15 protein-coding genes are annotated in these 16,509 nt (G+C 53.2%); 3 read left to right on the forward strand and 12 right to left on the reverse strand.

Annotated elements, in window-relative coordinates; translation table 11 throughout:
• Positions 1-23: 23 nt before the first annotated feature.
• Together QOR60_RS02875 and QOR60_RS02880 are read left to right on the forward strand one after the other, a co-directional pair.
• Positions 24-1,244, forward strand: coding sequence for an MFS transporter (locus tag QOR60_RS02875; protein ID WP_283581850.1), 1,221 nt, complete (start codon positions 24-26; stop codon positions 1,242-1,244).
• Between the two features lie 2 nt (positions 1,245-1,246).
• A complete protein-coding gene (locus QOR60_RS02880; RefSeq protein WP_283581851.1) occupies positions 1,247-1,897 on the forward strand; it encodes an HAD family hydrolase in 651 nt (216 codons plus the stop codon).
• Between the two features lie 112 nt (positions 1,898-2,009).
• Here QOR60_RS02880 and QOR60_RS02885 read toward each other — a convergent pair whose 3' ends face one another.
• From QOR60_RS02885 to QOR60_RS02935, 11 genes are all read right to left on the reverse strand, one after another.
• Positions 2,010-2,570, reverse strand: a complete 561-nt coding sequence (locus QOR60_RS02885; protein ID WP_283581852.1) for a hypothetical protein — start codon at positions 2,568-2,570, stop codon at positions 2,010-2,012.
• Between the two features lie 383 nt (positions 2,571-2,953).
• Positions 2,954-4,225 (reverse strand): phosphoribosylamine--glycine ligase, encoded by a 1,272-nt coding sequence (gene purD, locus QOR60_RS02890; protein WP_408612541.1) that lies wholly within the window; start codon positions 4,223-4,225, stop codon positions 2,954-2,956.
• Positions 4,226-4,235: 10 nt separating this feature from the next.
• Positions 4,236-5,780: a bifunctional phosphoribosylaminoimidazolecarboxamide formyltransferase/IMP cyclohydrolase gene (purH, locus tag QOR60_RS02895; RefSeq protein ID WP_283581854.1), complete on the reverse strand. Its 1,545-nt coding sequence runs from the start codon at positions 5,778-5,780 to the stop codon at positions 4,236-4,238.
• Positions 5,781-6,362: a phosphoribosylglycinamide formyltransferase gene (purN, locus tag QOR60_RS02900; protein ID WP_283581855.1), complete on the reverse strand. Its 582-nt coding sequence runs from the start codon at positions 6,360-6,362 to the stop codon at positions 5,781-5,783.
• An 11-nt stretch (positions 6,363-6,373) separates the two neighbouring features.
• Positions 6,374-7,414: a phosphoribosylformylglycinamidine cyclo-ligase gene (gene purM / locus QOR60_RS02905; RefSeq protein ID WP_283581856.1), complete on the reverse strand. Its 1,041-nt coding sequence runs from the start codon at positions 7,412-7,414 to the stop codon at positions 6,374-6,376.
• Entirely contained in the window at positions 7,407-8,870 is a 1,464-nt protein-coding gene (gene purF, locus QOR60_RS02910) for an amidophosphoribosyltransferase (protein WP_283581857.1), read from the reverse strand. Before purF ends, purM begins: the two co-directional genes overlap by 8 nt.
• Positions 8,855-11,071, reverse strand: coding sequence for a phosphoribosylformylglycinamidine synthase subunit PurL (gene purL, locus QOR60_RS02915; protein ID WP_283581858.1), 2,217 nt, complete (start codon positions 11,069-11,071; stop codon positions 8,855-8,857). Before purL ends, purF begins: the two co-directional genes overlap by 16 nt.
• Positions 11,068-11,739: a phosphoribosylformylglycinamidine synthase subunit PurQ gene (gene purQ, locus QOR60_RS02920; RefSeq protein WP_283581859.1), complete on the reverse strand. Its 672-nt coding sequence runs from the start codon at positions 11,737-11,739 to the stop codon at positions 11,068-11,070. The genes purL and purQ overlap by 4 nt, the downstream gene beginning before the upstream one ends.
• Positions 11,739-11,990 carry a phosphoribosylformylglycinamidine synthase subunit PurS gene (purS, locus tag QOR60_RS02925; protein WP_283581860.1) on the reverse strand — a complete coding sequence of 84 codons (252 nt, stop codon included), beginning with the start codon at positions 11,988-11,990 and terminating at the stop codon, positions 11,739-11,741. Before purS ends, purQ begins: the two co-directional genes overlap by 1 nt.
• A complete protein-coding gene (gene purC / locus QOR60_RS02930; RefSeq protein ID WP_283581861.1) occupies positions 11,990-12,712 on the reverse strand; it encodes a phosphoribosylaminoimidazolesuccinocarboxamide synthase in 723 nt (240 codons plus the stop codon). Before purC ends, purS begins: the two co-directional genes overlap by 1 nt.
• A 252-nt stretch (positions 12,713-12,964) precedes the next feature.
• Complete coding sequence (locus tag QOR60_RS02935) at positions 12,965-14,692, reverse strand: MFS transporter (protein ID WP_283581862.1); 1,728 nt, start codon at positions 14,690-14,692, stop codon at positions 12,965-12,967.
• 164 nt (positions 14,693-14,856) lie between these two features.
• Between QOR60_RS02935 and QOR60_RS02940 the strand changes: the two genes are divergently transcribed.
• Positions 14,857-15,420 carry a TetR/AcrR family transcriptional regulator gene (locus QOR60_RS02940; protein WP_283581863.1) on the forward strand — a complete coding sequence of 188 codons (564 nt, stop codon included), beginning with the start codon at positions 14,857-14,859 and terminating at the stop codon, positions 15,418-15,420.
• Between the two features lie 60 nt (positions 15,421-15,480).
• On the opposite strand, the gene QOR60_RS02945 is transcribed toward QOR60_RS02940, so the two are convergent.
• On the reverse strand, positions 15,481-16,464 hold the full coding sequence (locus tag QOR60_RS02945) for a cation diffusion facilitator family transporter (RefSeq protein WP_283581864.1): 984 nt from the start codon (positions 16,462-16,464) through the stop codon (positions 15,481-15,483).
• Positions 16,465-16,509 lie beyond the last annotated feature (45 nt).

The raw sequence follows: 16,509 nt of genomic DNA on the forward strand, positions 1-16,509 counted from the left end.
AAAGTCAGTTAGGAAGGATTCCAATGCAACACCGGACACTTCCCCAGTGGCGTAAGAACCTGTACGTTCTTGCCTTTGGGGATTTCGTCTCAGGAACGGGGTTTAGTATGAGTCTCCCGTTTCTGCCACTTTTTATCGGGCAACTCGCCCACTTCTCCCGCGTTCAGCTTACTTTTTATGCGGGACTTGCGTACGCCATTTCGTTTATTAGCCAGGCCATCGTGTCCCCGTTATGGGGAAAATTAGCCGACCGCACCGGCCGGAAACCAATGATTTTACGTTCTGGGTTTGGGATGTGCATTATCGGGTTTCTGTGTGGCACGGTGCCGAACATCTGGTGGTTACTCTTTTGGCGTTTCTTGTATGGGTGTTTTTCAGGGTATAACAGTAATTCCCAGGCCCTCATCGCCAGCGAAGCCCCGGACGAATTCGGGGGGAAAGCGATGGGCATTCTCACCACTGGACGAGTGGGCGGCCAGCTAATTGGCCCGATTATCGGGGGAATCATTGCGAGTGTCGCCGGTTACCGGATGACATTCTTCGTTTTCGGGGCCATCATGTTATTCGCAAGCCTCCTTGCCCTCTTCTACGTGCACGAAGACTTTCATCCCCTGCCGGCAACGGATTCTACCCAGCACGGTTCGGCAATGAAGCAGCTTGAACATCCCGGGTTAATCGTGGCAATGTTTATTACAACAATGCTGGTGATGGCCGCCACTAAGGCGATTAACCCCATCATCAGCCTCTTTGTTCAGCAACTCATGCACCACCACGGTGATGTTTCGCTTGTCAGTGGGATTATCACCGCCCTGCCGGGATTTGCCACCATCTTTGCGGCAAACCGGCTGGGCGCCCTTGGCGATAAGGTGGGTGCAGGTAAAGTCCTGATTTCCGGACTAATCTTCTGCAGCTGCGTGTTTGCGGCAACCAGTTTCGTCCATTCGGTATACACCCTTGGCATCTGCCGGTTCCTTATCGGCATTTCAGACGCCGCGTTATTACCGCTGACCCAAACAATCGTCATGTTAAACAGCCCGAACGCCGTGGTCAGCCGGGTGTTCAGTTACATGCAATCCTTCCAAGCAATTGGGAGTATCATTGGACCGATGATTGGTTCGGTCGTTGCCGGCCACTTCTCGTACGCAACCGTATTTATGGTGACAGCGATGATGGCCGTTATTAACCTCGTTATTGTAGTTATTAGTTTTTCCACAAAAAAACAATCCCCGAAAGGAGCTCACTAACCATGCAAAACTACCTCTTTGACTTTGACGGAACCATCGTGGATTCCCGCCAAGCAGTCCTGAAAAGCACCCGGACAATGTGTCAGGAAATTGGTCTCCCCGTCCCCACCGATGACGTGATCCTTAATTACATGGGAATTCCCCTGGAAGCAATGGTGCCTGACATGGTGACAAAGGCCGGGAAAACGTTTAGTCCTGCCGACTACGACCATGCGTACGCCACTTTCCGAAAGGCCTACCGGGCAAACGAGTTTGAACTAACCACCGTTTTCCCGCACATGAAGGAAACCCTCGCTAAACTTCAACAGCGAGGGCACCAGCTGTTCATCGTTACCAGCAAAAATTCCCACTCACTCGCGTTGGGCCTTGAAAAATTCGGGCTCGCCCAGTACTTTACGGGAACGGTCGGTTCGGATAACGTTGCGCATTTTAAGCCAGCACCAGACGGCGTGCTGACGGTTTTGGACGAATACCACTTAAAGGCGGATGAATCCGTCATGATTGGGGACGCCAAGTACGACCTGCAGATGGGAAACGCTGCGGGCGTCCACACCTGTGGGTGCACGTGGGCAGCGTTCAGTGTAGCGAACCTTAAGCGGGAACACCCGGACTACTTGATTGATGATCCAGCAGAACTATTAACGCTTGATTAATCTAAAAGAAATCTCCAATTAATACTCAGCACTGGTAGATATGTCTACCAGTGCTTTTTTACTATGCATATAAAGACAGGCTCACTTAAACTCCGTAAAGCGATAAACAACCCTACTTTGAACACAGCAAGCCTCGTTCTTGTAAAGTTAAAATAAATGATTCCTTACTAAGGTGAATGCCTAAACTTTCATGAAAATTTCTAATGGTTGAATAACGATAAAGACGAAGCTGGGTGATACTTGGTTGTATTCCCTCTTGAATTTGGTAGCAGAGCCGTTTATACCTTTTTATATAATTTCCCAGTCGATTGACGATTTTACTGTAATTATCGATATAGTACTGCTTTTCGCAATCATCTTGAAAAACAAACCCTACCGAACCCTGAAGATCCTCTTCAGACATGATAATCAATTTGCTAAAATCCATCCCCTTTAGACACCTTTTCCCACCTTTATTGCACACTTTATACGGAAAAATAAACTGTTGCTTCTTCATATACGGTTTCAAACTCGATCTTAAAGGAACAGCAACTAGTAAATCGAGATAATCCATTATCATAATTCCATGTCCTCTGGCATTCTTTTTAAGAAATTCATCGATACCCCTATATTTAGTAAAAAAATTCTCGTTTAATTGACGAAAGTAAATGGTATTTTTAGAAAGTGTCCCCATAATTCCTCCGTTTAAAAAAGAACCACCATAGTACAACTCAAGGTATTGTGGTGGTCCTTAGCATCATCTGTGAGCATTTTCTTTTTTGGGAGGTGGATATTGCCCTTCCACCAGTATTCTTACTGCGGACATTTTCTTTTTTGGGAGGTGGATATTGCCCTTCCACCACTATCTAACGTAAGAAATACTTCCTACAACGACATTATAACCTGCATTGCCCAAAAACGATATCCTGAAAACTGAAAATTTTGTTTTTCCCACGTTACTTTTACTCATCCAACGAACCATAATCTCTCCATCAACAGGATTTAACAAAGGGCCAATAAAACTATGGCCTGACGTATCTTTAACCGACAGTCAGGCCATAGTCTTATCCTTTCACTCTATTCCATCGTCTTCCCCGTTGCCCGGAACCCAATATCTTTTCGGTAAAAGCACTGCGGACACGTCAACTTGTTAAGGTAGGCGTACGCGCGCTTTTGAGCCGTCACAACATCAGGCCCGTGCCCAATCACGGTTACCAGCCGGCCACCCGCTCCCGTTAACGCTCCCGGTTGACCAGCAACGTTCGCATAGTCAAGGGTTATGTCCGCCTCCTGGGGGAAAGCAGGAAGCGTTTGTCCGTGCACCGGACTTTGCGGGTACCCGTCCGCCGCCAGCGTAATCCCGAGGTAGGCATCAGGCTTCACCGTAACTGAAGGAAGCGCCGTTCCGTTAATTGCCGCGGCAAACAGGTCAACGAGGTCCGTTTCAATCCGCGGGAGGATCACCTGCGTTTCCGGATCCCCCAACCGCACGTTGTACTCAATCACCTTTGCACCGTCACGCGTCAAAACGGCCCCAATGTACAGGATGCCGTGGTAGTCAAACCCTTCGGCGACCAGCCCTTCAATCGTTGGCGTAACGACCTCCGCCTTCATCGTCCGCACAATGTCTGGCTGCAACTGAGGAAGCGGGCTGTACGCCCCCATGCCTCCAGTGTTAGGTCCCTGATCACCGTCAAAGGCCCGCTTATGATCCTGTGCTAACGGTAATAAGCGGTATTCGTCCCCGTTAACCAGCAGGAAAAGGGAATACTCCGGCCCAGCAAGGTACTCCTCTAAAACCACCTTCTGGTCGCCGTGAGCAAAGTGCTCTTCCAACTGTTGTTCAGCCTCAGTTGTAGTTTGGGCGATTGTCACCCCTTTTCCCCCAGCAAGTCCGTCCGCCTTAATCACAACGGGCAAAGCAAACTCTGCTAGTCCCGCCTTGGCCGCCGCTAAATCAGTGTACGCATGGTATTGGGCGGTTGGAACGTGGTGCTGGTGCATAAACCGGAGGGCAAACTCCTTGGAGCCTTCCAACTGGGCAGCCTGCGCGGTTGGCCCTAAAATCTTAAGGCCAGCGGCATGGAACCGGTCAACGATTCCCGCACACAGAGCGTCTTCTGGCCCCACCACCGTCCAATCAATGGCGTGGTCCTGCACAAAGGTAATCAACCCGTCAAAGTCGTTTTCCTCAATTGCGACCTGCTTAATCCCATCCACGGTCATCCCGGGGTTCCCTGGCGCACAATATACCTGCGCTACCTGGGGGCTGTGCTGTAATTCCTTGGCAATGGCGTGCTCCCGCGCACCACTCCCAACCACTAACAGGTGTAACTTTTCCACTTTCATCATCCTCCGCTTAGTGCCGGAAGTGCCGAACGCCAGTCATGACCATTGTCACGCCATACTTGTCTGCCATATCAATCGACTCCTGGTCCCGAATGGAGCCACCCGGTTGAACGATGGCCTTGATGCCGTGCTTAACGGCGTACTCAACGCTGTCACCGTACGGGAAGAAGGCGTCACTCGCAAGGACTGCCGTGTCATCAATCGCATCCCCAGCGTGGTCAACGGCCAGCTTAGCCGCATCAACCCGGTTCGGTTGCCCAGCGCCGACGCCCAGTGTCCGTTCTGGGTTGGCCACCACAATCGCGTTTGACTTAACATGCTTAACCGTCTTCCAGGCGAACAGCATCGTCTTTAACTGTTCCTCGGTCGGCTGCTTCTTGGTAGCCACCGTCCACGTGTGCGGATCCTCAGCTAGAATATCCTGGTCCTGGACAAGCACCCCGCCCAGTACAGAAACAACTTCCTTCGCCGGCTGCTCGTTAATCTTATCAAAGTCAAGCTGTAACAGACGTAAGTTCTTTTTCTTAGTAGTTAAAATCTTCAGCGCTTCGTCCGAGTATGACGGAGCGATGATGATTTCCAGGAAGATCTTGTGCAGCTTGGTTGCCGTGGCGGCGTCCACTTCCCGGTTCAAAACAACCACCCCACCAAAGATGGAGACCGAATCACCCGCGTATGCCCGGTCCCAAGCCTCTTCAATGGTCTGCCCATGACCGATGCCACACGGATTCATGTGCTTTAATCCAATTGCCGTGGGTTCATCCTGGAAGTCCCGCGCAATCCGAATAGCAGCGTCCGCGTCCTTAATGTTGTTGTAGGACAGCTGCTTTCCGTTGAGCTGCTTAGCACTAGCAAGTGAGTAGCCCTTCGGTAATGCATCCCGGTAGAACAAAGCGTCCTGGTGACTGTTTTCCCCGTAACGCATCTCCTGCTGAAGGTCATAGGTTAGCGATAGCTTTTCCGGTTTGGTTTCCCCCACCTGTTCTGTCAGGTAGGTAGAAATCAGCGTGTCATAGGCAGCCGTGTGCCGGAACGCCTTGGCGGCTAACCGCGCCCGCAACTCAAGCGACGTTTCACCGTTAGCAGCAAGTTCGTTTAAAACGGCATCGTAATCATTCCGGTCAACCACTACCGTCACGTCGTGGTAGTTCTTGGCTGCCGAACGTACCATGCTTGGACCCCCGATATCAATGTTTTCGATTGCTTCGGCCAATGAAACGCCTGGTTTTTCAATCGTTTCCTTAAACGGGTACAGGTTGACGCACACCAAGTCAATCGGCGTAATCTGGTGCTCCTTCAGGGTTGCCATGTGGGCCGGCACATCGCGGCGGGCAAGCAAGCCCCCGTGAATGTACGGGTTTAACGTTTTAACCCGCCCATCGAGAATTTCCGGGAAACCAGTGACATCCTCAACGCTAATCGTTTGGATGCCCGCGTCATCCAGGACGCGTTTGGTTCCGCCCGTTGACACAATTTCAAACCCGTTTTCAACCAGCCCCTTAACAAACGGAACAAGGTTTTCCTTATCAGATACACTTACTAACGCCCGCTTCATTTAATCGTCCTCCTTCATTTTAGTTGCCAACACCTGTGCTAACACCTGCGGGTAAAGCCGGTGCTCGCACTCATGAATTCGCCGCTCAAACGTTTCTTCCGTATCATCATCCTGCACCGGAACGTGTTCCTGGCGGATGATGGGCCCGGTATCGAGCCCCGCATCAATATAATGGAGGGTTACGCCACTCCGAGGGGACCGGTCCGCAAACGACCGTTCAATGGCGTGCAGCCCTTGGTAATCCGGTAACATGGCCGGATGCAGGTTAATAATGCGTCCTTCATATTGCGTTAAAATCGGCGCCCCGATTACCCGCATGTACCCCGCGAGGGCAATAAAATCGATTTGGTAATCAGCTAATACCGTCGCGATCCGTTCCTCGTAGGCCTGCTTTCCGCCGCATTCCTTAACAGTAAAGGTTACGACCGGAACCCCCAGCCGGTGCGCCCGCTGGACGACCGGCGCGTCCGGATGGTCGCAAAACAGTAGGGCTAATGTTCCTGGAATTTGCTTACTTTGAAAATGCTTTGCCAGCACCTCAAAGTTCGTACCGTTTCCCGATGCAAAAATGGCAACGCGCATCCGCTCACCCCCTACTGAATTACAATCTGTGGCGCATCCTGCGTTGGCCGGGCCCGCAATTGCCCGATTTGCAGGGGTTCTTCCCCCGCTAACCGGAGCTGCTGCTTAGCCGCCGCCACGTTTTCCGGCGCCACCGCCAGTACCATTCCGACCCCCATGTTGAAGGTTTGCCAGCAATCATCCAGTGCCAATTTGCCAACCCGAATAAGGTAGCGGATTAGTCCCGGCACCGGAATGGTCGTTTCGTCAATGACCGCCTGGAGTTGGTCGCCAAACATCCGCGGAACGTTTTCGATCAACCCGCCCCCAGTAATGTGACTCATCCCGTGAACCAGGTGCTGCCGGACTAACGGCATCACCTTCCGCACGTAAATCCGCGTGGGTTGTAACAGGGCGTTTCCTAAAGGCAAGCCCTCAAGCTCTGCCGGGTGCTCCTGCAGGTCAACGTGGTGATCCTTAAACAGAATTTGCCGGACAAGGGAATAGCCGTTGGAGTGCAGTCCGCTTGAGCGCAATCCCAGTAACACGTCACCCTCCTGGGGACCATCCGTTGTCAGGAGTTCCGCCCGTTCAGCAACTCCCACCGCAAACCCCGCAAGGTCGTACTCATCGGCCGGATACATGTCCGGCATTTCGGCGGTTTCACCGCCAATAATGGCTGCTTTCGCCTGCCGGCATCCGGTCGCCACCCCCTTAACAACGGCGGCCATTGCTTCGGGATCCATCTTCCCGGTGGCAATGTAATCAAGGAAAAACAGTGGCGCCGCCCCCTGCGCAACGATGTCGTTTACGCACATCGCCACGCAGTCAATCCCGATGGTTTCGTACTCGTGCATCCGCTGGGCAACGAGGAGCTTCGTTCCCACGCCGTCCGTTCCGGCAACGAGGACCGGGTGCTTAACGTGGAGTGCTTCGAGGTCAAACGTGCCGCCAAAGCTCCCCACCTGCCCGGTTGCTCCGGGCCGCTGGGTCGAGGCAATGCTCTCTTGAATCCGCCGCACCATTTCGTATCCGGCAGTGACGTCAACGCCCGCTTCCTGGTACCTATTCATTCCACGCATCCCCCATCATCTTTTGCTGCTTGTGTAACGATGCTAAGTATCCCGCTTCGTAATCGTATAACGGCGTCGGGTACTGCCCGTCGAAGTAGGCAACTGTTAGCCCCCCATTCGGTGCATCCCCGGCATCCGGTAACCCAATCGCCTTAATGAGGCTGGCTTTGCTAAGAAAACCAAGGCTGTCTGCGCCGATGGTCTGCCGCATTCCTTCCAGGTCATAGTTTGCCGCCAGTAGTTCTGCTCGGGTCGAAAAGTCGATTCCGTAGAAACACGGGAACCGGAAGGCCGGCGAAGCAATCCGCATGTGAACCTCCGCTGCGCCCGCATCCCGAAGGAGCTTAACGATCCGCCGGGAAGTGGTTCCGCGCACAATCGAGTCGTCGATGACCGCAACTCGTTTGCCAGCAACCACCCCGCGGACCGCTGACAACTTCATCCTTACGCCCAAGTCCCGTTGCGTTTGACTCGGCGCAATGAACGTCCGCGCCACGTACTGGTTCTTAATCAATCCCATTTCGTACGGCAAACCCGCAGCTTCAGCGTATCCTGACGCCGCCGAAAGCGATGAGTTAGGCACGCCCACAACAATGTCGGCGTCCACCGGCTGTTCCTTTGCCAGCATCCGGCCCATCTTCTTCCGGGTCGTGTGCACGTTAATTCCATGAATGTTGGAATCCGGCCGGGCAAAATAAATAAATTCCATCGAATCAATCGCTAACTGTGTATCCGTAGTGAAGTGGTCAATGTGCATCCCGTCCCGGTCAATGATGATAATTTCTCCCGGCAGGACGTCGCGCACCAGCTCGGCCCCGACCGTATCAAGAGCGCATGATTCACTGGCAATGACGTACGCCCCTGACGGCATCCGGCCAACCACCATCGGCCGAAAACCGTTCGGGTCAAGGGCCGCAATCATGCTGTCCTTCCGCAACATTAAGAACGCAAACCCACCGTGCACCTCATTCAGGCTCGCCTTTAGGGCATCAATAAACGGCATGTCACGCTTTTTCCGGATCAGGTGAATTAAAATCTCGGTGTCGGAGTTTGACTGGAACACCGCGCCCTCGTCTTCCAACTGGCGCCGAAGGGTCCGGGCGTTGGTTAGGTTCCCGTTATGGGCCAGCGCAATGTTGCCGTCGTGGAACCGGAACAAAAACGGTTGGATGTTTGCCAAACTCCCGTTACCAGACGTACTGTACCGGACGTGGCCGATTGCCGAACGTCCGTGCAACCCATCAAGGGTCCCTTCCTTAGCAAACACCTGTGAAAGCAACCCCGTATCCCGGTGCTGGTAAAACTGTTCCCCGTCCGTGGTAACAATGCCGGCACCTTCCTGGCCGCGGTGTTGCAGGGCGTGGAGCCCAAAGTAGGTCAGATGGTTTGCATCGTTCGCGTCAAACACACCAAAAATCCCACACTCTTCGTTTAACCCCTTTATTTCATGCGGCATGGTAAGGCCTCCTCCCATTCATGTTGCAGGCGGGCCACTTCCAAGGATGCCTGCCCGTTGGTCGTTGTGAGTTCAAGCGTTGGTTCTGCGGTCACCGTCCCAACGAACTGGGCCGCTTCACCTAGCCGGTCTTCAAAGGCCTGCTGGTGGTCAGGGGCAACCGTCACTACCAGCCGCCCCGGCGTTTCACTGAAGAGCAGCTCACTTGTTAGGTCAAAGTCAAGCTGAGCACCGTAGCCGGTATTAAACAGCATCTCGGCGACACTTACGGCCAATCCGCCTTCACTCGCATCATGACAGCTAGCCACCTCACCGGCTTCCATTGCCTGAAAAACCGCCATTAAGTTGGCGTGGATTCCATCCAGGTCACAGTCGTTCAGGGTGCCGGCGCACTGTCCGGTCAGCATCTTCTGTAATTCACTGCCGCTAAAGTCGCTGGTAGTTTGTCCCACCACGTAGACACGGTCACCCGCATGCTGGACAAACGACGGAATTACCCGGTCAATATTCTTGATGAGGCCAACCATCCCCACCATCGGCGTCGGGAAAATGGCCTCACCGTTATTTTCGTTGTACAGGGAGACGTTTCCCGAAATGACCGGCGTGTCAAACGTCCGGCAGGCCGCTGCCATTCCGCTAATCGAACGGTGTAACTCCCAGTAAACTTCCGGATCATTGGGGTCACCGTAGTTTAAGCAATCCGTCATGGCCAGCGGAAGGGCGCCGCTCGCAATGACGTTGGCACAGGCTTCCACTACGGCCCGCTTGCCCCCCACCTCAGGGTCGAGGTAAACAAACCGGCCGTTACCGTCCGTCGTCATCGCAAGTCCCTTCTGCGTCCCGCGCACCCGGATTACTCCGGCGTCACTTCCCGGCCGGACAACCGTGTTGGTTTGGACCATCGAATCGTACGTATCGGTAAACATCTGCTTGGACGCAATCGTTGGCTGGTTCATCATCCGAAGAAGCGTAGCGCCCAGGTCTGAAACCTGTGGCTGCCAGTTGGCTTCCGCTGCGGCCTGCGCAATCCGCGCCGGCTGTTTTTCAGGCATCCGTTCTTCCGGCACATCGCTGGTCAGGGTTGAAACTGGAATGTCCGTCACCACCTGCCCGTGATGGCGTAGAACATACTGGTGGCCTGCCGTAACCCGGCCAATCACAACGGCGGCCAGGTCGTAGCGCTGGAAAAGCGCCTTAACGTCGTTTTCGTGCCCCCGCTTAATGCACAGTAGCATCCGTTCCTGCGATTCACTCAGCATAATTTCGTAAGCCGACATGCCCGGCTCCCGCTGTGGCACGTCATCCAGGGTCATGTCCAAACCGCTACCCGCCTTCGAGGCCATTTCACAACTGGACGAAACCAACCCAGCGGCCCCCATATCTTGGATGCCGACTAACCAGTCCTGGTGGTCGTTAATCAGTTCCAGGCAGGCTTCCATGAGGAGTTTTTCCATAAACGGATCGCCCACCTGTACGGCCGACCGCTGCGTTTCCTTATCGTCTTCAAAGTCAGCCGAAGCAAACGTGGCTCCGTGGATCCCGTCCCGGCCTGTCTTGGCACCCACGTACATTACCGCGTTGCCAACCCCGGTAGCACGGCCCTGCTGCATTACGGACTGATCCATAATTCCCACGTCCATCGCGTTAACTAACGGATTACCGGCATAGCACGGGTCAAAGGTTATTTCTCCAGCCACGGTCGGGATTCCCATACAATTGCCGTAACCACCAATCCCCGCAACCACGTTGTTGATTAGGTACTTGGTATGGCCGTCCTTAATCTCGCCAAAGTGCAGTGAATCAAGCGAAGCAACCGGCCGGGCACCCATACTGAAAATGTCGCGGAGAATTCCGCCGACCCCGGTAGCCGCCCCCTCGTAGGGTTCAACCGCGGACGGGTGGTTATGGCTTTCCGCCTTGAAGACCACCGCCTGATGGTCGCCAATATCCACGATGCCAGCGCCTTCACCCGGGCCCTGTAGCACGCGCTCGTTCTTGTTCGGGAAGAGTTTGAGGAGTGGCTTGGATTTCTTGTACGAACAGTGCTCGCTCCACATTACGGCGAACAACCCGGTTTCCGTGTAATTCGGTAGTCGGCCGAGCAACTTGTCACAGATATAGTCGTATTCTTCTTCCGTTAATCCCCACTCAAGGTATGGCTTTTGTTCCTTAATTTCGGCTGGTGTCATCTCTGTTGTCATTTCGTCGCCTCCTGGATTCCCAAAAACGATGTCAGCACGCCCTGGCCGTCAGTATTGCCCAAAATGGCTTCCGCCGCCCGCTCCGGGTGGGGCATCATCCCCAGGACGTTCCCCTGCTCGTTAACAATCCCCGCAATGTCATTGACACTGCCGTTCGGGTTATCGTCGTACCGGAAGACAACCTGGTGCTGGTCTTCCAGGCGCTGAATGGTGGCTTCATCCGCATAGTAGTTGCCGTCAGCGTGCGCAATTGGCAGGTGAATGTGCTGGTTCGCCGCATAGTTTCGGGAAAAGCGCGTCTGGTTGTTTACCACCGTCAACGGCACGGTCTGGCAAATAAACTTCAGGTTATCGTTTTGTTTTAACGCCCCGGGAAGTAACCCCGCCTCCGTGAGAATCTGAAACCCGTTGCAAATTCCCAAGACGGGTTTCCCTTCACGGGCAAAGCGCCGCACCTCCGGCATAATGTTGGCAAACCGGGCAATTGCCCCGCACCGCAGGTAGTCGCCGTACGAAAAACCACCGGGTAAAACAACCGCATCGTACCCCGCTAGGCTGTGCTCGTAGTGGGGAACCAGGTCCACGTGGGCATCCCCCACCGTCTGTAAGGCCTGGGCAACGTCGTGGTCACAGTTTGATCCCGGAAAAACAATTACCGCAATCTTCATTAGGCTTCCTCCATTACTTCGTACCGGTAAGTTTCTAGGTTAAAGTTCACCAGGAGCTGTTCGGCAATTTCCTTCACTGTCTGGTCAATCACCGCCTGTTCCGTGGCCTTCAACTGGACGTCAAAGAACTTACCAACCTTTACCTCAGCGACCTGGTCGTACCCCAGCGAATGCAGGGAGTTGGTAATGGTCTCCCCCTGGGGATCAAAAACAGACTGCTTGTACGTCACGTAAATCCGAACCGTTGTCATTACTTTTCCTCCTGTCCAAGAACCTGCTGTAAACGGGCAAGCACCTCTTCGTAAACCGGCGTCAGGTCTCCCAGGTCCCGCCGGTAAACGTCCTTGTCCATGTGGTGCCGCGTCTTCGCATCCCACAACCGGCAGTTATCCGGTGAAAACTCGTCCGCTAAGATAACGTGCCCGTTTGGTAGCCGCCCAAATTCGAGCTTAAAGTCAATTAGTTCCAACCCGGCCTGCTTAAAGAGCGGGGTTAAGAGCTGATCCACCTTCCGTGAAATGGCCCACATCTGGTCGAGTTCGGCCGCCGTTACAACGCCAAGGGCCTCCGCCTGGGAAGCGTTAATTGCCGGGTCGTCCAGCTCGTCACTCTTCAGGCACATTTCCTCAACTGGCGTGCTAAACGGCTTTCCTTCTTCCACCCCAAACCGGGTCGCAAAGTGGCCCGCCGCTACGTTCCGGGTAATCATTTCGAGCGGAATAATCTGTACCCGCCGCACCAGCTGTTCGGTGGCACTCGTTTTCTCTAACAGGCACGTTTCAATCCCGTGCTTCATCAGGTACCGGAAAATCAACGTTGAAATCGCGTTGTTAACCGGACCCTTGCCCTTAATCTGATCCTTCTTCTTCCCGTTCAGGGCCGTTGCCTGATCCATGTAAACGACCCGGAGTACCTGATCGTCGTCCGTTGTCCACATCTGCTTTGCCTTTCCGGCGTAGATTAGTTCACCCATTCCACTCATCCTTTCGCTAAATACGAACGTGAATTTCAACCAAACTATAATCATTCGTCATTTATAGCGTACGCCCGTTTAATGCATTCGTCAATTAAAAGTGCAACTTTAATCGGTAAAACCCATATAATAGTTCGTATTTTCGTAAAAATAATGGATATCAAGGTATTTATGGCCAAAGAAATAGTGGTATTCGTGAATAAACCCCGTTCACCCACAAATATCACTATGGCTAGTCGCTTTCTATTCACGTTATTGTTCGGCTTTTCGTGAGTGACGCGGAAAAAGCACCGCCCATCCCATCCCAAGAAACGCCACCGGAAGAAGAAGCCGGTAAATCCGGGTAAAGGCGGCACATAGTTGCGTCCGGGCCTTCTGGTGAACCCGGCGCACCACCCTAGTCACCTGTCGCTGTATTCGGTTAGCCCGCACCGTTAACTGAGCTGTCACCTGGGGCGTAATTACCCGAACGACTGCCTGCCGTTGTTGTGGCGAGAGTTGAACATGCTGCGTCTTCTGAGCTAACACCTGCGCCACGGCCCGGTGCTTCATAGCAGCCGTCACCGTAATTTGCGGCACCTTAAACTGCGTGCTCTTTGCCTGACCGGTTCCTAACCGCTTAATGTGCGTTGTTAGTTTATTCCGGAACTGCTGATGCAACCGCGGAGAAAGCGTACACTGGTCAATCTGAGCATCGCCGTAACATTGCACCCGGTCCTTAGCCGTTGCTAGGTTTACGTTAAACAGGGACATGCACACTGCAATCGCTAGCACCATTCCAACCTGTCGGAGAACGTTAATCACACTTTGACTAACGGTCAGGCGTGAACCGGTGAAATCAGCGGCCGCCCACACCATTGCCGGCCCGGCAATCACACCGAATCCTAGCCCGACCAGGATCGATCCAACCAATAAATTATGGTATCCGGTGAGTCCCATATGCCCTAAGAACCAGTACGCTAAGGCAATGCTGCCAAAACCACCCACCACAATTATTCGGGGATTAACACGTTTCATCCCCAGTGACGCCACAACGGTCGTCGTAAACACCACCCCCGAATACGGGAGAATATGCAAGGCGGCCTGCAACTCCGTAAGCCCGTGCAACCGCACCAGGAACGTGGGAACCAAAATAACAAACCCCGCCAAAAAGAAACACGCCCCCACCATTGCACCGGCCGCTGCATTAAAGTTCCGGCTCCGAAATAGTTCCAAATCAACCATTGGGTGGGCAACGCGGCGTTCAACCCCGATAAAGGCGCAAAACGTAACGCCCGCCGTCAATAACAGGCCTAAAATTGCCGGCGAATGCCAGTGCCAATCCGGCCCCTTCACCAACCCAAGCGTCAGACTTAACAGCATCAACATGCTGAGGGCCGCCCCAGGAACGTCAACTGCCCGTAAAGTTAAGTGCGACCGGGTGGTTAGCACCATCCAAACCGGAATTAAAAGCAGGACAACCGCTAATAAGGGAACGTTGACGAAAAACACCCACCGCCAACCCCACTGTTCGGTAATCCACCCGCCAACAACGGGTCCAACCGCCGTTGCCAGCGCCTGACAGCCGCCAAGCACGGCTACGACCCGGTTTCGCCTGTCCGGACTAACAAGTTGCATTCCGATAATCGTTCCTAACGGCAGAATCACGGCCGCGCCCAATCCCTGAACAACCCGACTAACGTATAACCAGGCTAGTGTCGGAGCGCACCCGCTAGCAAGTGAACCACCAAGAAATAAAACGATTCCTAAGAAAAGTGCCCGGTTTTCTCCCCACAACTCCGCAATCCGAGCTGCTAAGAGAGCCGTCGTCGCAAACACAATCATATAAAGGTTTACTGCCCACGAGACCTGCGTCAGGTTTGCATTGAACGCCCCCTGCAGCCGGGGCACAACGATGGTCATAATCGTTGCATCCAGCATGCACAAAAAGTTAACGACGCACAGAATAACAAGGGCACCGGCTCGATTTTTAACTTTCATTTCATCGTCCTCCTTTTATGACATTTGGTTCCATGTGGTACACTTGTACCAGAAATCACCTTTATCATACGAAAACTCCTTCCCTGAAGGAACGGTTTCTCACTAATCTTAGATATCAGGACACATTCACCAGTGCGTCCCCAAATGTTACAGGAGATGATTAAATGTCACGCCGGATTGCCCTGCAGACCCGTCAATGGATTATTGACGCCCTCCTAGAGCTGCTTGCCAACGAATCGTTTTCACAAATGTCAGTTGCCCAGATTTGTCACCAGGCACAGGTTTCCCGCAACACGTTTTACCGTAAGTTTGCGGATAAACGTGCTGTCGTCCAAGCCTATGCTGAACAGCTCGCCGGTGAATACGAGGACCTTGTTCAAGAAAGAAAACCCCAAACATTTAATGCATTGGTACGCCTCCCGTTTGAATTTGCGGCCCAACATCGCACTGTGTTGCACCTCCTCCAACAAAATAACCTCCTTGAAGTCGTTCAGGCTGCCTTCAACCAGTTGGGCCCCCGCCTCTACACGGCCGTGGATCTTCCGTGGCACACCGTCGATTCACCGGAAGCAGTTGCAATCATGATGCAGTTTTTCACCGGGGCGTTCTGGAACGTTGTCGTGCACTGGCTTGATGATTCAGCCCATTCGGTTGACGAAATGACCCAACTCGTCACGTCCGGTTTGGCTGCCGTTACGCCGTTTGTTACCGGAAAAAACAAGGGATAAAAATACCACCGATGAACCCTCTTCACCGGTGGCAATCAACGCACTCTCCACAATATTTAACTATTCGTCTTCGGCGGGAACAAAAACCACACGCGTGTCCGCGACGTTAAACTGGCTGCTCAACTGGCGTTTTATGGTGGCAGCAATCCGGGCGGTCTCCAAAACCGTCAGTTTCCCGGCGACGGCAACCGTACAGTCGACGATTATTACCCCGCCATTATAGTGGGCAGCCACCCCCAACACCCGCTGAACTGCTGATTGGGCAGCAATCACCCGCCTGTACTTCCGTTCTTCGTGCGGATTGAAGTACCCCACCAAATTAAGACTACTTTCAACAAAAACCTGAATCCCCGCAATTAAGACAAACGCCCCAACAATGACACTCGCAAGGGCATCGCCCCACCGCAGGCGAAACGTTGTCGTTAACCAGATCGCAACCAACGTTCCCAGACTTGTGAGGGCATCCCCCAGACTATCCTTGGCAGAGGCACGTAAAGCAGCGCTTCCCGTCTTTTTTCCGATTAACGAGTTGACGAGGTAGATTATCAAAATCAGCCCGGTTGAAATTGCCGCCCCCACCATTCCGATTGGTTGGGGGATTTGCTGGGTGCGAAAACCAACCAACCCGTGTAACCCATCGCCGATAACCTTAAGGGCAATCATGATCATTAGAATTCCCGTAATGAGGGTAAAGACGGTTTCAATTCCGAAGCGAAGCAACTGGGCCCGCTTGCGGTTATAAAAGGTATCCTGCCGGTCAAGCGGTGCCCCAAGTATGTCGTTATCATTGTCATCGTCGTTATCAGTCGCAATGTGAACCCCTGTAAGCAACAGGACCGTCGAAAACGTTCCCGTGAGGTTATTAAAGGCATCTGCTTTTAACACCTCCGCCCCACTTTTTAGCGCAAGCAGGTATTCAACCAAGAAAATCACGCCGTAAATCACCACGTTGAACACTAACCCGACAGTGACGGCCCGGTACTTGGTCTCAACCCGTTGCCAGTCCTGTTTCTCTTCATCCTTGCGATCCACACGATCACCCACTTTCTCCCTTAAAGCCTCACGATAAAGGGCCATCCGGAATTCCGA

Origin of the sequence: Ligilactobacillus hohenheimensis (assembly GCF_947381805.1) — a bacterium.
GTDB classification, from domain to species: Bacteria; Bacillota; Bacilli; order Lactobacillales; family Lactobacillaceae; genus Ligilactobacillus; species Ligilactobacillus hohenheimensis.

Excerpts from the sequence above, each read along its gene's own strand:
- QOR60_RS02875 (WP_283581850.1), top strand. The coding sequence starts at position 24 with ATGCAACACCGGACACTTCCCCAGTGGCGTAAGAACCTGTACGTTCTT.
- QOR60_RS02880 (WP_283581851.1), top strand. The coding sequence starts at position 1,247 with ATGCAAAACTACCTCTTTGACTTTGACGGAACCATCGTGGATTCCCGC.
- QOR60_RS02885 (WP_283581852.1), bottom strand. The coding sequence starts at position 2,570 with ATGGGGACACTTTCTAAAAATACCATTTACTTTCGTCAATTAAACGAG.
- purD (WP_408612541.1), bottom strand. The coding sequence starts at position 4,225 with ATGAAAGTGGAAAAGTTACACCTGTTAGTGGTTGGGAGTGGTGCGCGG.
- purH (WP_283581854.1), bottom strand. The coding sequence starts at position 5,780 with ATGAAGCGGGCGTTAGTAAGTGTATCTGATAAGGAAAACCTTGTTCCG.
- purN (WP_283581855.1), bottom strand. The coding sequence starts at position 6,362 with ATGCGCGTTGCCATTTTTGCATCGGGAAACGGTACGAACTTTGAGGTG.
- purM (WP_283581856.1), bottom strand. The coding sequence starts at position 7,414 with ATGAATAGGTACCAGGAAGCGGGCGTTGACGTCACTGCCGGATACGAA.
- purF (WP_283581857.1), bottom strand. The coding sequence starts at position 8,870 with ATGCCGCATGAAATAAAGGGGTTAAACGAAGAGTGTGGGATTTTTGGT.
- purL (WP_283581858.1), bottom strand. The coding sequence starts at position 11,071 with ATGACAACAGAGATGACACCAGCCGAAATTAAGGAACAAAAGCCATAC.
- purQ (WP_283581859.1), bottom strand. The coding sequence starts at position 11,739 with ATGAAGATTGCGGTAATTGTTTTTCCGGGATCAAACTGTGACCACGAC.
- purS (WP_283581860.1), bottom strand. The coding sequence starts at position 11,990 with ATGACAACGGTTCGGATTTACGTGACGTACAAGCAGTCTGTTTTTGAT.
- purC (WP_283581861.1), bottom strand. The coding sequence starts at position 12,712 with ATGGGTGAACTAATCTACGCCGGAAAGGCAAAGCAGATGTGGACAACG.
- QOR60_RS02935 (WP_283581862.1), bottom strand. The coding sequence starts at position 14,692 with ATGAAAGTTAAAAATCGAGCCGGTGCCCTTGTTATTCTGTGCGTCGTT.
- QOR60_RS02940 (WP_283581863.1), top strand. The coding sequence starts at position 14,857 with ATGTCACGCCGGATTGCCCTGCAGACCCGTCAATGGATTATTGACGCC.